The sequence below is a fragment of the Arthrobacter rhombi genome (genome assembly GCF_900163545.1).
Classification (GTDB): Bacteria; Actinomycetota; Actinomycetes; order Actinomycetales; family Micrococcaceae; genus Arthrobacter_H; species Arthrobacter_H rhombi_A.
On record NZ_FUHW01000038.1, the window covers coordinates 141,622 to 156,495 of the forward strand.

The 14,874-nt window shown below is 63.9% G+C and carries 17 protein-coding genes; 8 read left to right on the top strand and 9 right to left on the bottom strand.

Annotated elements, in window-relative coordinates:
* Positions 1 to 47: 47 nt before the first annotated feature.
* From FM101_RS11155 to FM101_RS11170, 4 genes are all read right to left on the bottom strand, one after another.
* Positions 48 to 953, bottom strand: coding sequence for an amino acid ABC transporter permease (locus tag FM101_RS11155; protein ID WP_086999600.1), 906 nt, complete (start codon positions 951 to 953; stop codon positions 48 to 50).
* Positions 950 to 1,627 (bottom strand): amino acid ABC transporter permease, encoded by a 678-nt coding sequence (locus FM101_RS11160; protein WP_086999601.1) that lies wholly within the window; start codon positions 1,625 to 1,627, stop codon positions 950 to 952. The genes FM101_RS11155 and FM101_RS11160 overlap by 4 nt, the downstream gene beginning before the upstream one ends.
* A gap of 127 nt (positions 1,628 to 1,754) precedes the next feature.
* Complete coding sequence (locus FM101_RS11165) at positions 1,755 to 2,582, bottom strand: glutamate ABC transporter substrate-binding protein (RefSeq protein ID WP_086999603.1); 828 nt, start codon at positions 2,580 to 2,582, stop codon at positions 1,755 to 1,757.
* Positions 2,583 to 2,654: 72 nt separating this feature from the next.
* Positions 2,655 to 3,434, bottom strand: a complete 780-nt coding sequence (locus FM101_RS11170) for an amino acid ABC transporter ATP-binding protein (RefSeq protein ID WP_086999605.1) — start codon at positions 3,432 to 3,434, stop codon at positions 2,655 to 2,657.
* 122 nt (positions 3,435 to 3,556) lie between these two features.
* Here FM101_RS11170 and FM101_RS11175 point away from each other — a divergent pair, with 122 nt between their 5' ends.
* The 3 genes from FM101_RS11175 (at position 3,557) to FM101_RS11185 (ending at position 4,962) form a co-directional block, all read left to right on the top strand.
* Positions 3,557 to 4,342 carry a TIGR00730 family Rossman fold protein gene (locus tag FM101_RS11175; RefSeq protein ID WP_086999607.1) on the top strand — a complete coding sequence of 262 codons (786 nt, stop codon included), beginning with the start codon at positions 3,557 to 3,559 and terminating at the stop codon, positions 4,340 to 4,342.
* 2 nt (positions 4,343 to 4,344) lie between these two features.
* Positions 4,345 to 4,689 carry a hypothetical protein gene (locus tag FM101_RS11180; RefSeq protein ID WP_086999609.1) on the top strand — a complete coding sequence of 115 codons (345 nt, stop codon included), beginning with the start codon at positions 4,345 to 4,347 and terminating at the stop codon, positions 4,687 to 4,689.
* Between the two features lie 105 nt (positions 4,690 to 4,794).
* A complete protein-coding gene (locus FM101_RS11185) occupies positions 4,795 to 4,962 on the top strand; it encodes a DUF3117 domain-containing protein (protein WP_086999611.1) in 168 nt (55 codons plus the stop codon).
* 118 nt (positions 4,963 to 5,080) lie between these two features.
* Here the strand turns inward: FM101_RS11185 and FM101_RS11190 are convergent, their stop codons facing one another.
* Positions 5,081 to 5,716, bottom strand: coding sequence for an O-methyltransferase (locus tag FM101_RS11190; protein WP_086999613.1), 636 nt, complete (start codon positions 5,714 to 5,716; stop codon positions 5,081 to 5,083).
* A gap of 166 nt (positions 5,717 to 5,882) precedes the next feature.
* Here FM101_RS11190 and sigE point away from each other — a divergent pair, with 166 nt between their 5' ends.
* The 3 genes from sigE (at position 5,883) to FM101_RS11205 (ending at position 7,922) form a co-directional block, all read left to right on the top strand.
* Positions 5,883 to 6,485: an RNA polymerase sigma factor SigE gene (sigE, locus tag FM101_RS11195; RefSeq protein WP_241895444.1), complete on the top strand. Its 603-nt coding sequence runs from the start codon at positions 5,883 to 5,885 to the stop codon at positions 6,483 to 6,485.
* A 2-nt stretch (positions 6,486 to 6,487) separates the two neighbouring features.
* Positions 6,488 to 7,435: an anti-sigma factor family protein gene (locus tag FM101_RS11200; RefSeq protein ID WP_086999615.1), complete on the top strand. Its 948-nt coding sequence runs from the start codon at positions 6,488 to 6,490 to the stop codon at positions 7,433 to 7,435.
* Between the two features lie 91 nt (positions 7,436 to 7,526).
* The gene (locus tag FM101_RS11205; RefSeq protein ID WP_086999617.1) at positions 7,527 to 7,922 is read left to right on the top strand and encodes a sec-independent translocase; all 396 of its coding nucleotides are present in this window, start codon (positions 7,527 to 7,529) and stop codon (positions 7,920 to 7,922) included.
* A 63-nt stretch (positions 7,923 to 7,985) separates the two neighbouring features.
* Here FM101_RS11205 and FM101_RS11210 read toward each other — a convergent pair whose 3' ends face one another.
* From FM101_RS11210 to FM101_RS11220, 3 genes are read right to left on the bottom strand one after another with little or no spacing between them, the layout of a single operon-like run.
* A complete protein-coding gene (locus FM101_RS11210; protein WP_241895425.1) occupies positions 7,986 to 9,122 on the bottom strand; it encodes an Mrp/NBP35 family ATP-binding protein in 1,137 nt (378 codons plus the stop codon).
* Position 9,123: 1 nt separating this feature from the next.
* A complete protein-coding gene (locus tag FM101_RS11215) occupies positions 9,124 to 9,768 on the bottom strand; it encodes a DUF1003 domain-containing protein (RefSeq protein ID WP_086999618.1) in 645 nt (214 codons plus the stop codon).
* Positions 9,761 to 11,053 carry a magnesium transporter MgtE N-terminal domain-containing protein gene (locus tag FM101_RS11220; protein WP_086999620.1) on the bottom strand — a complete coding sequence of 431 codons (1,293 nt, stop codon included), beginning with the start codon at positions 11,051 to 11,053 and terminating at the stop codon, positions 9,761 to 9,763. Before FM101_RS11220 ends, FM101_RS11215 begins: the two co-directional genes overlap by 8 nt.
* 117 nt (positions 11,054 to 11,170) lie before the next feature.
* Between FM101_RS11220 and FM101_RS11225 the strand changes: the two genes are divergently transcribed.
* Positions 11,171 to 12,037 carry a general stress protein gene (locus FM101_RS11225; protein ID WP_086999622.1) on the top strand — a complete coding sequence of 289 codons (867 nt, stop codon included), beginning with the start codon at positions 11,171 to 11,173 and terminating at the stop codon, positions 12,035 to 12,037.
* 121 nt (positions 12,038 to 12,158) lie between these two features.
* Here FM101_RS11225 and FM101_RS11230 read toward each other — a convergent pair whose 3' ends face one another.
* Positions 12,159 to 13,721: an aminopeptidase P family protein gene (locus tag FM101_RS11230; protein ID WP_086999624.1), complete on the bottom strand. Its 1,563-nt coding sequence runs from the start codon at positions 13,719 to 13,721 to the stop codon at positions 12,159 to 12,161.
* Positions 13,722 to 13,779: 58 nt separating this feature from the next.
* Here FM101_RS11230 and FM101_RS11235 point away from each other — a divergent pair, with 58 nt between their 5' ends.
* Positions 13,780 to 14,637 (top strand): PHP domain-containing protein, encoded by an 858-nt coding sequence (locus FM101_RS11235; RefSeq protein ID WP_086999626.1) that lies wholly within the window; start codon positions 13,780 to 13,782, stop codon positions 14,635 to 14,637.
* Positions 14,638 to 14,874: the final 237 nt, after the last annotated feature.

A 14,874-nucleotide genomic window follows, 5' to 3' on the forward strand; every position in this document is an offset into this window, starting at 1 on the left:
AAGGTGTCCGGGGCCGTTCGTCTTTCGCCGCTTCCACGGCTATGAGGTCAGGGTTTGGTTGGCTTCGCCGCAGCGCCACCGGCCTCAACGTTCTCCAGCCCTGCCGGACCGCCGACCAGGGCCGTGGCTCCGGGCTTGGTCTTCGATTCGCCGCGGCTGGAGAGCCTGCGGGAAACGATCGTGGCGATCTTGGAAAGCGTGAAGTTGATGACGATGAAGACGGCAGCAACCACGATCAGGGCCTGGAGGACGTTGCCGTTGGGCGAGGAATAGGTCCTGCCGTAGAAGAGCAGCTCGTTGAAGCTGATGATGTAGCCCAGGGCGGAGTCCTTCAAGATGACCACGAACTGGCCGATCAGCGCCGGGAGCATGGCCACCAACGCCTGGGGGATCTCCACGATGCGCAGGCACTGTCCTGCCGTGAGGCCAATCGCGGTGCCGGCTTCACGCTGCCCCTTGGGCAGGTTGTGGACGCCGGAGCGGATCAGCTCGGCGACCACCGAACCGTTGTAGAACACCAGTGCCGCGACCACGGCCCACAGGGCGCTGTCATTCATCTGCAGGGTACGTGAGAAGAAGATGTTGAAGAACAGGATCATCAGCAGCACGGGAACCGCGCGGAAGAACTCCACGATAATGGAGCAGAACACATTGATCAGCGGGTTCTTCGAGATCCGTCCGATGCCAAAGAGTAGGCCGAAGACCACCGAACCGACGATCGCGAGGGCCGCTGCTTTCAGCGTGTTGGCCAGACCGGGAAGCAGATAGTCCATCCAGGTATTGGCTTCGAGGAAATCATCCCATTTATCGGGGGCCATCTGCCCCTTGGACGCCAGACCTGAAATCATCCACCACAGAAGCGCCAGGATGGCGAGGGCACCGATGATGTTGATGATGAGAATGTTGCGCCGAGACTTGGGGCCCGGCGCGTCGAACAGTACGGATGCGCTCATTGGGACACCGCCAGTTTCTTGGAGAGCCAGGTGGTTAGCAGGCCGACAGGGATCACGATGATCACGAAGCCGGCTGCGAAGGTCAGGAAGACCGGGATGACGATGTCGGCCCGGACGTCGAGGATGGCGTTCATGGTCGCGGAGGCCTCAATGGACACCGAACCGACGGCGGCGACGGTGGAGTTCTTGATCAGGGCAATCAACACGTTGCCCAAGGGGACAATTGCCCCGCGGAAGGCCTGCGGCAGGATGACCATACGGGCCGCGGGCATGAAGCCCAACCCGATGGCTCTGGCCGCCTCGGCCTGCCCCTGCGGGACGGTGTTCACGCCCGAGCGGATCGCCTCGCAGACGAAGGCTGCGTGGTAGATCGCCAGGCTCATGATCGCCAGGCGGAAGAAGTTCTCCTGGAACCCTCCACCGAGGTCAAGGCCCAGCTGCCCGTTCAGCGCCAAAACCCCGAACAGGATGATGATCGTCAGCGGGGTATTACGGATGACGTTGACATAGGAGGTGCCGATTGCCGCGAAGCTGGCCACGGGGGAGATCCGCATCATGGCCAGAAGGGTGCCCAGGATCAGGGAACCGATCGCTGCGAAGAAGGTCAACTCAATGTTGACCCACAGCGCGCCGGGGATGTTGTACTCCGTGAAAATTGAAAGGTAATTATCCACTGTCTGCCTCTATCTGGGTTGCCGCGGAGGTGCGGCACCGTGGGGCGGGCTACCGGGTGGGGCCGTGGGCCCCACCCGGTATGGGGGGATGTTCCGGTAGGAACCGGAAGGGTGTCCCCGGGAGCTGCTAGGAGCAGTGATCCGGCGTCGGCGGGTTCAGCTTGGCGTTGGGCTCGTAGCCGGTGCCCTCCGTGTTCGCATCCAGTGCCTTCTTCCAGTCACCGGAATCGATCATCTTGGAGATCGCCTTGTTGATGTCCTCGCACTTATCCGAACCCTTGGGGATGCCGACACCGTACTTCTCTTCGGTGAAGGGCTTACCCACGATTTCGAACTTGCCCTGGTACGCCGGCTGGGCGGCCAGGCCGGCGAGGATGATGTCATCGGTGGTCACCGCGTCGATCGTGCCGCCTTCCATCTGGGTCACGCATTCCGCGTAACCCGGAAGTTCCTGAAGGTTGACCTTCTTGGCGTACTTGTCTTTCACCTTCCGTGCCGAGGTGGATCCGGTGACAGAGCACAGGTTCTTGCCGTTGAGGTCTTCGGGGGAGGTGATCCCGCTGTCCTTCTTCACCAGCAGGTCCTGGCCGGCGATGAAGTACGGTCCCGCGAAGTCGACGACCTTCTCCCGCTCATCGGTGATGGAATAGGTGGCGACAATCATGTCGACCTGGTTGTTCTGCAGCATGGTTTCGCGGTTCGCCGAGGGTGCCGAGACGAACTCGATGTTCTTCTCGTCGTAGCCCAGCTCGTTGGCGACATACTTGGCGACATCGACGTCGAAGCCCTTGTAATCGTTGCCGTCCTTGAAGCCCAGACCCGGCTGGTCGAACTTGATGCCGATCTTGACCTTGTCGCCGTCTCCGCCGTCGTCTCCCGAGCCGCCGCCGCATGCGGTCAGGGTCAGGGCCGCTGCGGCGGCCATGGCGGCCATCGCGTAGTGGGTCTTGCGCATGTGCTTCTCCTTGTGTTGTGACCGGGGCAGTGATGTCCGATCGCGAGTGATCCGGTCCCCCTCGGGGCCGGGCTAGTTGTTGGTAATGAGCTTTCCGAGGAAATCCTTCGCCCGGTCGCTTTGCGGGTTGGTAAAGAATTCCGTGGGGGTGGCTTGTTCCACGATCTGTCCATCGGCCATGAAGACCACCCGATCGGCCGCCTTGCGGGCGAAGCCCATCTCGTGGGTCACCACGATCATGGTCATGCCCTCTTTAGCAAGGCCGACCATCGTGTCGAGCACCTCCTGGATCATTTCCGGGTCCAGCGCCGACGTCGGCTCATCAAAGAGCATGACCTTCGGACGCATGGCCAATGCCCGGGCAATCGCCACACGCTGCTGCTGTCCGCCCGAGAGCTGTGCCGGTAGCTTGTCCTTCTGGTTGGCCACCCCCACGCGTTCGAGAAGTTCCATGGCCCGGGTGACGGCTTCGGATTTCTTCATGCCCCTGACCTTGATCGGGCCCAGGGTGACGTTTTCTAGAATGGATTTATGGGCGAAGAGGTTGAAGGACTGAAAGACCATGCCGACGTCGGCGCGGAGCTGGGCCAGGGTCCTTCCCTCTTCGGGAAGCTTCTTGCCGTCGATGAAGATGGCGCCGTCGTCAATGGTCTCGAGTCGGTTGATGGTTCGGCAGAGCGTTGACTTGCCGGAACCGGAGGGGCCCAGGACGACCACGACCTCGCCGCGCGCGACTTCGAGATCGATGTCCTGCAGGACATGGAGGGCGCCATAGTGCTTATTGACCTGGTCGAGCCTGACGACCGGGGAGCTGGAGGCGGCCTCGGTGCCAGTGCGGGATGAATTGCTCATGCCATGACAGTAGCCGATGTAACGCAGCACACCATGGGTAGTCGCCACCTTGGTGACCGAATCTTTACAAAACTCACCGGCACTCGCCTGCCATCACGTATCGACGACGATAGGCTGGACCCATGCCAGACTCTTCAAACCCACGTCAGACGATCAATGCACTGCGGGAAATCGCTCGTCGAAAAGGGGCAGTGGTCTTGCGGCGAGACCAGGCCAACGTCGACCAATCCGACCGGATGCTGCTTGAATCCAAGCCGTCGGGGGAGGACTTCACCCATACCGATCCCTGGCGCGTTTTGCGCATCCAGAGTGAGTTCGTCGAAGGTTTCGGCACCTTGGCCCAACTCGGCCCGGCGATCAGTGTCTTCGGCTCGGCGCGCACACCGCGGGACTCGGAGCGATACCAGCAAGGTGTGGACGCGGGACGCCTGCTGGGAGAGGCGGGTTACGCCGTGATCACCGGGGGAGGCCCCGGGGCCATGGAGGCCGCCAATAAGGGGGCCTGTGAAGCCGGGGCTGTGTCCGTCGGCCTCGGGATCGAATTGCCGTTCGAGACCGGGATGAATGAATGGGTCGATCTGGGGGTGAACTTCAGGTACTTCTTCGTTCGCAAGACCATGTTCGTCAAATACTCGCAGGGGTTCGTCGTGCTTCCCGGTGGATTCGGGACCCTGGACGAACTCTTCGAAGCACTGACCCTGGTCCAGACACAAAAGGTGACCAGCTTCCCGATCGTGCTGGTCGGCACCGCCTACTGGGGCCCGCTGGTCGACTGGCTGCGCGACACCGTCGCCGAGGAAGGGGCCATCGGGGCCTCCGACCTGGACCTCATCCACCTGACAGACGACGTGGAAGACGCGGTTCGACGGGTCGTTGGCGGCGGACACCCGCCGGTAGGCAAGGCCTAGAGATGCAATATCTTCTGGTGTTCGTCGGTGTCCTCCTCATCGGAGCGACGATCTTCTTCACGGTGGGCACCCGGCGTGGATTGGCGGGGTCGGAACCGGCACGGACCGACGGGATCCTGGGGCTGACCGAACCGGTCCCATCCCTTCCACCGGTCCTGCTTCCCGATCGCCCCGGGCCGCAGGATATCGCCCGCATGCGGTTGGGGGTGGGGCTGCGCGGTTACCGGTGCGACCAGGTCGACGAGGTGATCGGAGTGCTCTCCGAGGAAATCGGTCGACTCCAGGAAGAACTCGATGCGACACGGCAGGGACCTGTGATTAGCGCCACGGGACAATCTCCTGAATAATATGAAATGCAGGTTGAACAAGAACGGGGTGGTGTTTGCCGTCCTCGTCAGAGACGATCCGCGGGCCCGGTGGGACCGTGACATGCAGGAAGGAAGTCAGCATTAATGGCTGCGATGAAACCGCGTACCGGGGATGGCCCCATGGAGGTTACCAAGGAGGGTCGTAGCCTCATCATGCGGGTTCCGATTGACGGCGGAGGACGCCTGGTAGTGGAACTCAATGCCGAGGAGGCTGCCGAACTGAAGGCCTGTCTCGTCGGTGTCACTGAGTAGTTCCCGCACGATACTTCCACCAGAAAGGCAGGAACGGCATGCGCCGTGTTCCTGCCTTTTTGCCGCCCTAGGACCTTTTTGTCGCCCCGGGGCCCCTGCCCGGTTCCATGGTTCCCGTTTAGCTGGTGCGCACGGCCAAAAGCAGTCCGCTACCGGTGGGGACGGTGCTGACCACCAGATGCTCGTTATCGCGGAGCATCCGCCCAACGTTCCGCGCTGCGACGGTGCTGCGGTCGCGCACGGCCGGCTGCGGGACACGGTCACCGTCGAGCGCGTCGTTGATGATCAGCATCCCGCCCGTACGCAATAGGCGGACCCCATGCTCGGCGTACTCCACAAGATTCTGCTTATCGGCATCGATGAACACCATATCGTAGGCGCCATCGGTCAGCCGGGGGAGTACATCGCGGGCCCGCCCTCCGATGGTGCGGGTCCGGTTGGCCGGGATACCTGCATCCAAATAAGCTTGGCGTGCCGCATTGAGATGGTCGACGTCGATGTCGATCGTGGTGAACACCGCCTGCGGGGAGAGCCCACGCAGCAGGCTGAGGCCCGAAACGCCGGCACCGGCTCCAACCTCGACGACCGTGCGGGCCTTCGAGTTGGCAGCCAGGACCTGCAACAAAGAGGCGATGCCGGGACCCACGGGATCCACCCCCAGTTCGTAGGCGCGTTCCCGGGCACGGGTGATCACGTCGTCCTCGACGGGCAGTGCTTCGGTATAGGACCAGCTACTGTGCTTGTCGGAGCTCATGGGGTGCGATGTTCCTCGGTTCGTGGTTGCGCGGCGGGGACCGGACGGCCCCGGACCATCTTAGCGCCGCCACCGGATCCATGTTGTGGTGGCATATGCTCAGAGCTTGTTCAGCCTGCTCACAGGATCATCGGGAAGAATTGACACCGTGATTGTCAAACGAAGCATAGAAGACGGAGCCTTAGCCTCGCGTGCCGAGCAGGAGTTGGAAGTGCCGTCGTGGGACGAAATAGTCCAGAACCACTCCGCTAAGGTCTTCCGGCTGGCTTACCGCCTGACGGGCAACCGGTTCGATGCCGAGGATCTCACCCAAGAGACGTTCGTGCGTGTCTTCCGCTCGCTGCACAACTTCACCCCCGGGACGATCGACGGATGGCTTCACCGGATCACCACCAACCTCTTCCTCGATCAGGCCCGTCGCCGGAACCGCATCCGTTTCGACGCCCTCGCCGAAGACGCCGAAACCCGGCTTCCGGGTCGGGACCCCGGCCCGGAGCGGACCTTCGAGTTCAACAACCTGGATGTCGACATTCACCTGGCCCTCGATGAGCTGGCCCCCGAATTCCGTGCCGCCGTCGTGCTGTGCGATCTGGAGGGGCTCTCCTATGAAGAGGTAGCCGAAACCTTGGGCATCAAACTGGGCACTGTCCGTTCACGAATCCACCGTGGCCGGTCGCAACTGCGCGTCAAGCTGGCTCACCGTGCCCCCACACCTGCCGCAACCCAGAACCGACCCAAGGTGGGGCCCGCGGTATCCGAGGCCAGCTGACGATGCACCGACACGCCAAACGCATCGACGGATATCTCGACGGGGAGCTCAACGAACGCCAGCGGGCGGCGTTGGAGCAACACGTTGGGCTCTGTGCCGACTGCCGGCTGCAGCTGGAGGATCGCCGCCGACTCAAACGTCGGCTGCAGTCGCTCAATACAGCGGCCGAGGAAACCATGCCCGACGCAGCGCTGATGGGGCGGTTGCGAGAGAGCCCGTGGGCAGCGGGGGGCCCGACGGGATTCGCCGAGGCCTCTCACGACGCCGACGGACACGGCTCGCGGCTGCGCGCCCTCGCCCCGGCATTGGCGGCGACTGCTGTGGCCGCCATGCTGACCGCTGTGGTGTGTGCCGCCTGGGTGCTCGGTGGGGCCGTCCAGAACGCGACCGACAGCCACGGACCGATAGCTGCCTCGTGGTCGGGGACAGAAACTGAATTGAGCCGGTCAGACCTCGGTGCGTTGCGGGCTGCGGGCTGGAATTGTCCGAATATGGCACCCGCGGGCCTGGAACTGGTGAAGGCCAGCGGCAGCCGGACCGGGATGATCGATCATGTGACGCTCGAGTTCTCCGGCACTCAGGGTGAAGTGGTCCTGACCGAGTCGCGGAACCGAAATACCGAACTGTTGAAATCATCGCTGTTCCAGCCAGCCGCCGCGCCGAAGCGGACCAGCACCCACGCCGCGGGTTCGGCAACATCCCACCTGCAGAGCATCGACGGTGAAACCGTCTCGGTGGTCACCGTTGATGGCGGGATGGAAATGGATATGCAGAATGCCACCTATGCGCTGCGATCCTCCATGGATGGGCCAAGCATCGACGCGGTGAAGCATCGGATCGTAGCCACCGAACATGCCCGCCTGGCCCCGCATGCCGAGGGGACCGAGAGAATGCTGACCCGGTTAGGTCGCGGAATGTCGCGGCTTCTGGTCCTGGATACCGATTACTGATGTCGTTCGTGAACGTCAACGTTGCGCCGCAACACCAGCAGACGGGGCCGTGGAGTTCGGGACAGCGGCTTCGACCGGGTAATCTCTAGACGTGTTCGGAATTAACGGTGGCGAGTTCCTCATTCTCGTGGTGTTGGCGGTCTTCGTGCTGGGCCCCGACAAACTCCCGGTTTATGCGCAACAGCTGGCGCGCCTGGTCAAGGAAGTGCGCAAGATGGCCACCGGCGCCAAAGAGCAGCTCCGGGAAGAAGTCGGTGATGAGATCGCCGATATTGACTGGCGCAAACTCGATCCCCGGCAGTACGATCCCCGCAAGATCATCAAGGATGCCTTGCTCGACGACGCAGATGACGTCGTGGCTGCCGCCCGCGAACCCCTACCCGCTGCCCGGCCCCACAAGGCTCTGGCAGCTTCCGGTCCCGAACGGACCGGCGGAGAAGACCTCCCAACCAACGAACCGGCCCCCTTCGACCTCGAGGCGACCTGAGCTCACGGCAGCTGCCGCCGCGACGGCCGGGGGCATAGCAGCCGCCCGCATCCGTTGTGCCACTTACCCCTCGCGCGGAGTGACATCCAGTTTCAAACCCGAAAGCCCCCGGGGGCGATGCGCCAGCTTCCGGGCAATGGCCGTCATCTCGCGGGCCGCAGCGGAATCCGGATCGGCCACGACGATGGGTGTCCCCGCATCGGCGGACTCGCGCAGACTCTGATCCAGCGGTACCTCGCCCAGCAAGGGAACTTCCGTTTCCAGCGATCCGGCGAGCCGTTCGGCCAACAGTTTGCCGCCGCCGGAGCCGAAAGGGTAAGCCCGGGTTCCATCGGGCAGTTCGAACCATGACATGTTTTCCACGACGCCGATGACCTGCTGACCGGTTTGGCTGGCCAGGGCGCCGGCCCGTTCGGCGATCGAAGCCGCCGAAGCCTGGGGCGTGGTGGTCACCAGGATCGAAGAACCGGGCAGCAGTTGGCCGACCGAAATCGCTACGTCTCCGGTGCCCGGAGGCAGGTCCAGGAGCAACACGTCCAGATCGCCGAAGTGCACGTCGGTGAGGAACTGTTCCAGGGCTCGGTGGAGCATGGGGCCACGCCAGATGACCGGCTGATTGCCCTCGATGAACATGCCGATGGAGATGACCTTCACCCCGTGCGCCACCGGTGGCAGGATCATCTCGTCCATCCGGGTCGGCGGCTGGGTAATACCCATGAGCCCCGGCACCGAAAAACCATGGACATCGGCATCGATGATCCCCACCCGTAGCCCGGCGGCCGCCATCGAGCAGGCGAGGTTCACGGTCAGACTCGATTTGCCGACCCCGCCCTTGCCGCTGGCCACCGCGATGACCCGGGTCAAGGACCCGGGTTCACTAAACGGGATGGTGTGACGTTTCAAACCGCTCTTCAAGGCGCCGCGCTGCTCGGGGGACATGACCCCCAATTCGACCTGTGCTTCGGTGATCCCCGGCACCGATCGGACCGCCTCCGCCGTGTCTTCCATGATCGTCTGGCGCAGGGGGCAGCCGGAGATGGTCAACAGGACGCGCACGTGGGCGGCGCCTGCCTCGTCGACCCGTACGGAGTCGACCATGCCAAGCTCGGTGATCGGACGACGAAGTTCGGGGTCCTGGACCCCGGCAAGAGCCTCGAGGACTGCTGCCTCTTGTGGACCTGTGGTGCTGGGTTGGGTCAAACTACTCGATGTTCCCTTCTCTGTCGCTCTCGACCTCGTCGGTGGACGTGCGCTCGGGACGCGGTCCCCGCACGCGCGGCAACGTGGTGGTTGCCTCGGAGACCTTTTCCTTGCGCTTGGGGGCCTTGCCCCGAAGGCGGATGTCTTCACCCTCGTTGGATTCCACAAGCTCTTCAAGCGCGGAACGCAATTCGCTGCGCACGTAGTCGCGGGTGGCCACATCCCGCAAGGCGATCCGCAGCGCTGCCAGCTCACGGGTGAGGTACTCGGTGTCGTAGAGGTTGCGTTCGGCCCGGTTGCGGTCCTCCGTCAGCGAGACCTTATCCCGGTCGTCCTGACGGTTCTGGGCCAACAGCAGCAGCGGGGCAGCATAGGAAGCCTGGAGGGAGAGCATCAGCGTCAGCGCGGTGAAGCCCAGGGCCGCGGAGTCGAAGCGCAAGGAATCCGGGCCCCACGTGTTCCAGGCCAACCAGACGATGCAGAAGATCGACATGTAGACCAGGAACGCCGGGGTGCCCATGAAGCGGGCAAAACCCTCGGTGGCCTTGCCGAAAGCATCGGGGTTCGGGGAGACCCGGGGCCAGAGCCTGGCCCGGGCGCCGAGAGGAGTGTCCAGTCCCGAACTGTTCTTGAGTTGTTCAGCCATGGCTGCTGACTCCCTTCGGCTGGATCTTCTCATCATGGGTGCGCCAGTCCTCGGGCAGGATATGGTCCAGCACGTCGTCGACGGTGACCGCCCCGACCAGCCGGCCTTCCCTGTTGACCACCGGCATCGAGGTCAGGTTGTAGGCGGCCAACATCCGGGAGACTTCGCTGACATCGGTGGTATCCAGGACCGGTTCCAGATCGTTGTCCAGGATGTTTCCCACCGGCTCCGGCGGTGGATAGCGCAAGAGCGCCTGGATATGGACCATACCCAAGTATTTGCCCGTCGGGGTTTCCAGGGGCGGGCGGCAGACATACACGCTCGAGGCGAGCGCCTGGCTGATCTCTTCCCGCCGGACATTGGCCAGGGCTTCGGCGACGGTGGCTTCGGGGGGCAACACGATCGGCACCGGGGTCATCATCGACCCAGCGGTGTTCTCCTCGTATTCCAGCAGGCGGCGCACATCGTCGGCCTCTTCGGGTTCCATCAGCTGCAGCAACGCCTCTTGCTGGACCTCCTCCAACTCATGGAGGAGGTCGGCGGCATCATCGGGGTCCATTTCCTCCAGCACGACGGCGGCCCGTTCCATATCGAGGGAGGAAAGGATCTGCACCTGCTCCTCATCGGGAAGTTCCTGGAGGACATCGGCCAACCGGTCGTCCTGTAGTTCGACGGCCACTTCAAGTCGGCGCTTCGTGCTCATCTCATGCAGGGCCTCGGCGAAGTCCGCCGGTTTGAGTTCCTCATGGGCCGCGACGAACTGGGTAGCAGCCTGGGGGTCGTCCCGGTTGCCGTGCAGGATCTCGTTCCAGGACACCAGCAGGCGGTGACCGCGGGAGAGTCGGCGCAGGGCACGGAACCCGCTGGCCGGATCCGAACCGCGGCGAACATAGTAGTCGGACAGGCCCCAATCGCCATTGCGCAGCTGCTGCAGCCCGATATCCTCCACCACGGCGGTACCCGAGCCGTCGGTGAAGGAGACCACCCGGTCGAAAAGTTCGGCGACCACCAGCGTTTCGGCGCCGCGTTGCTGGAAGCGGCGCAGGTTGACCAGTCCCGAACAGATGATCTGTTGGGACTCCATGGCCTGCACACGCGTCATCGGCACGAACACACGCTTCTTGCCCGGAACTTCCACGACGAGACCGACGCTCAAGACCTGTTTGCGGGGACCGCGATCGAGCACCACGACATCACGCAGCCGGCCCAGACGGTCACCCAGCGGGTCGAAGACATCGAGGCCGAGCAAGCGGGCAATGAATACCTTATTTGATGAGCTGCTCACCCTGCTAGGTTACCGGCTGGACCACCCGTACGTCAGGGAGCGGCCAGGATGCGACGCACCGGTTCACCGGGAGCGATAACACCCCACCAACGACCGTGGAGGGGGCAGAATGGAACCATGAGTCCACAAACCGGCGCCAACCGGAACGCCTCCGCCCAACTGGGACCTCCCCGCGGGGAGATTCTGGGCCGTTACGATTCCTATCTGGATGCCCAGAAGGTCGTCGATTACCTGGCCGACCACGACTTCCCCGTTGCCGGGGTGAGCATTATCGGCAACGACTTGATGACCGTCGAACGGGTCACCGCGAAACTGAGCTACCCGAAGGTGGCCCTGGCAGGGGCTGCACAAGGTGCCATGTTCGGGATCTTCGTGGGCCTGATTCTGAGTATTTTTGGCCCCGAAGGCGGACTGACCCAGATCCTGTCCTCGGTTGGACTAGGAATGGCCATCTGGATGATCGTCGGAGTGGTCAGCTATTCGTTCCGCAAGGGCAAGCGCGATTTCTCCTCCTCCAGCCAGGTGATGGCCACCAGCTACGACGTCGTCGTCGCGTTCGAGCATGCCGCGGCGGCCCGCCAACTGGCCGCGAAACTTCCGATGAGCCGGGTCGAGGCCCAACAGGTCACTCCCGCGTGGGCACCCCCACGCCAGCATGGTGCTGCCGGGAGCCCCGGACATGAAGCACCCTCCACCTCAGCGGGGGCGGCACCAGAGCCCACGGCCGGGGAACCCCGTCACGACGAGGGACACGGGACGCCGGAGACCGGGAAGGCGCCCGGCGCCGACGCGCCGACGCGCCCATCGTCGGCGTCATACTCAGATCTCCCGGACGGGCGCCCGCAATACGGTGTCCGGGTCACCCCGGAGCACGAACCGACTCCGGAGGCAGAGTCGACCGCGCAGGCCGACCAGCAGCCTGCCGAAGGCACCCGCCCTGGGGAGGGCGAAGAGCGGACCGGCGGGACGGACCCCCTGCCGTAGGCGACCGCCCGCGGCTCTGGCCAGTGCATCGGTCCGCGCCGGCCGAGAGGCAGCCACACATCAAAGAAGGCTGGTTCCTCCCCGAGGGGAGGAACCAGCCTTTTCTTTTCGGCTGGGGCGACTACTTGGTGTTCGCCGCGTAGATGCCGGCCATCCAGGATTCGATCTCCTCGGCGGTGCGCGGCAAGGCGGCACTGAGGTTCTCGCAACCATCGGCGGTCACCAGGACGTCGTCCTCGAGACGCACACCGATGCCCCGGTATTCGGCCGGCACGGCCAGGTCCTCGGACTTGAAGTACAGGCCGGGCTCGATGGTGAAGACCATGCCGGGCTCCAATACCGCATCCAGGTACAGGTCACGTTTGGCCTGGGCACAGTCGTGCACATCCAAGCCGAGGTGGTGGCTGGTGCCGTGCGGCATCCACCGGCGGTGGTGCTGGCCTTCGGGGGACAGGGCCTCCTCCAGCGACACCGGCAGCAGACCCCAGGCGTCCAGGTTTTCTGCCAGGACCTTCAGGGCGGCCTCATGCAGCTCACGGAATTTGCGGCCGGGGCGGGCCACCTCGAAGGCGGCGTCGGCGGCGTCAAGGACTGCCTGATAGATGCGGCGCTGCACGTCTGAGTACTTGCCGTTGACCGGCAGGGTCCGGGTGATATCCGCGGTGTAGAGCGAATCGGCCTCGACCCCGGCGTCGAGCAGCAGCAGATCCCCGGTATTGACCTGTCCGGAGTTGCGGATCCAGTGCAGGACCGTGGCGTTGTTGCCGGAGGCGGCAATGGTGTCGTAGCCCAGGTCGTTGCCTTCCTCCCGGGCCCGGGCGAAGAAGGCGCCCTCGACGACCCGCTCGCCACGCTTATGCTCGATGGCGCGCGGAAGTTCGCCGACGACATCGTGGAACCCGTTGACGGTGGCTTCCACGGCGGAGCGCATCTGCTCGATTTCCCAGTCGTCCTTGACCAGACGCAGTTCGGAGAGGGCTTCGGAAAGTTCCCCGTCGAGGCGGTCCGAAGCTTCCAGATCGACCCCGGTGTTGATCCGGGAGGTGTCCACCAGGGCGTCGCAGTTCAGATCCACATCGCGCAGCAGGCGGATCCGCATGCCACCGATTTCCGTGGCGCCAGCACCTGCGGTGATGGCTTCCTCCAGCTCGACATCAATATGGGCGGTGGGAATCTCCAGTCGGGCCTTCAAGACATCCAGGGTCGGACGGGTGCCGATCCAGAATTCACCGGAGCGGGCATCCGAGTAGAATTCCTCGCTATCCCGACCGGCCATGGGACGGAAATAGAGGGTCGCCAGGTGGTTTCCGCCGTCGTCCCCGGCACCCTCCTCGGTGGGTTCCAAAAGCAGGACGGCATCGGGTTCGTGGTCGACGCCCAGACCGGTGAGGTGGGCGAAGCCGGAGTGCGGGCGGAAACGGTAGTCGGTGTCGTTGGAACGGACCTTCAACGGTCCGGCCGGGATGACGAGGCGTTCGCCGGGGAATTTAGCTGAAAGGGCGCGGCGGCGGGCTGCAGCGTAGGGTGCAACGGCGTCGGGGCCGGGAGAGGTGGCTTCGGTGGAAGGGGCCCATTGGGAACCCATGAAGTCCTTGAAGGCCTGCGAGGACGGGCGCTGTGAACGGTTGTTCACGCGTTCCTCGAGGGGTTGATCGCTGCCGGGGGTGTTGTTCGCTTGAGTCATCACCGTCCCATGTTCTCAAAGCCGGGGCGATACACCAAGGCGCCGGTAGGCTGGGGGAATGCTGATCGACCTGCATGCGCACTCGAACGTCTCGGACGGGACCGAATCCCCGTCACAGTTGATGGCCGCTGCGGCCGCCGCCGGCCTGGACGTCGTGGCGCTGACCGACCATGACCAGACCTCCGGATGGGCCGAAGCCGCCACCGCAGCCCTCGAAACCGGTGTGGGGCTGGTTCCGGGAATGGAGATCTCCTGCAAGACGGCTCGCGGGGTGAGCGTGCACCTGTTGTCCTACCTGCATGACCCCACACAGCAGGCCCTGCTCGCGGAAATCGACAAGGCCCGCGACGCGCGGGTCCACCGGGCGCGGAAGATGGTTGAACTGATCTCCGAGGATTACCCGATCACCTGGGATTTGGTGGGCCAACAGTCAGCTCCCGGAGCGACGTTGGGCAGGCCGCATATTGCCGATGCGCTGGTGGCTGCCGGAGTGGTGTCCAGTCGCAGTGAAGCCTTCGCCACGGTCCTGACATCGCAGTCACGCTATTACGTGGGCCATTATGCGGTGGACCCCGTGAGCGCCGTGGAACTGGTGCGGGCCGCCGGTGGAGTTCCGGTCTTCGCCCACCCCATGGCGGAGCTGCGTGGCCGGGTGGTTGAGCCGGAGGTCTTCGATGACATGATCGAGGCCGGCCTGCTCGGGCTGGAAATCGACCATCGAGATAATTCGGCCAGCGGCCGCAGGTTCCTCCAGTCTTTAGCCAGCCGGCATGATCTGATCGTGACCGGCTCCAGTGACTACCACGGCACAGGAAAACCCAACCGGCTCGGCGAGAACTCCACGAGCGTGGAGATGCTTCGCCGCATCCTCGAGGCCGGGACTGGAACTGCTGCCGTGGGAGTACCCAAAATATAACCTGCCAGTAACTTAGATTTCCGCCTGCCGGGAAGATCCTCCGTCATCTGATAGTGTCGCCGACGTAGGGGGTTGCTTGAGGCAACTTGTCGAGCATTCATCCGATTGCCTGATCGACCCCTGGTTCCACCGGAGGTAGAACAAGAACCTCCACCGTTTGAGTGGCCATGACCCGAAAGCCGGGTAGCCGCACGCGCCGCGTCAACAGCGGCCCTGCAGGTCCGGTTGAGTCCGGGT

Excerpts from the sequence above, each read along its gene's own strand:
- FM101_RS11180 (WP_086999609.1), top strand. The coding sequence starts at position 4,345 with ATGCAATATCTTCTGGTGTTCGTCGGTGTCCTCCTCATCGGAGCGACG.
- FM101_RS11165 (WP_086999603.1), bottom strand. The coding sequence starts at position 2,582 with ATGCGCAAGACCCACTACGCGATGGCCGCCATGGCCGCCGCAGCGGCC.
- FM101_RS11170 (WP_086999605.1), bottom strand. The coding sequence starts at position 3,434 with ATGAGCAATTCATCCCGCACTGGCACCGAGGCCGCCTCCAGCTCCCCG.
- FM101_RS11155 (WP_086999600.1), bottom strand. The coding sequence starts at position 953 with ATGAGCGCATCCGTACTGTTCGACGCGCCGGGCCCCAAGTCTCGGCGC.
- FM101_RS11185 (WP_086999611.1), top strand. The coding sequence starts at position 4,795 with ATGGCTGCGATGAAACCGCGTACCGGGGATGGCCCCATGGAGGTTACC.
- FM101_RS11200 (WP_086999615.1), top strand. The coding sequence starts at position 6,488 with ATGCACCGACACGCCAAACGCATCGACGGATATCTCGACGGGGAGCTC.
- FM101_RS11215 (WP_086999618.1), bottom strand. The coding sequence starts at position 9,768 with ATGGCTGAACAACTCAAGAACAGTTCGGGACTGGACACTCCTCTCGGC.
- FM101_RS11175 (WP_086999607.1), top strand. The coding sequence starts at position 3,557 with ATGCCAGACTCTTCAAACCCACGTCAGACGATCAATGCACTGCGGGAA.
- FM101_RS11230 (WP_086999624.1), bottom strand. The coding sequence starts at position 13,721 with ATGACTCAAGCGAACAACACCCCCGGCAGCGATCAACCCCTCGAGGAA.
- FM101_RS11190 (WP_086999613.1), bottom strand. The coding sequence starts at position 5,716 with ATGAGCTCCGACAAGCACAGTAGCTGGTCCTATACCGAAGCACTGCCC.
- FM101_RS11235 (WP_086999626.1), top strand. The coding sequence starts at position 13,780 with ATGCTGATCGACCTGCATGCGCACTCGAACGTCTCGGACGGGACCGAA.
- FM101_RS11225 (WP_086999622.1), top strand. The coding sequence starts at position 11,171 with ATGAGTCCACAAACCGGCGCCAACCGGAACGCCTCCGCCCAACTGGGA.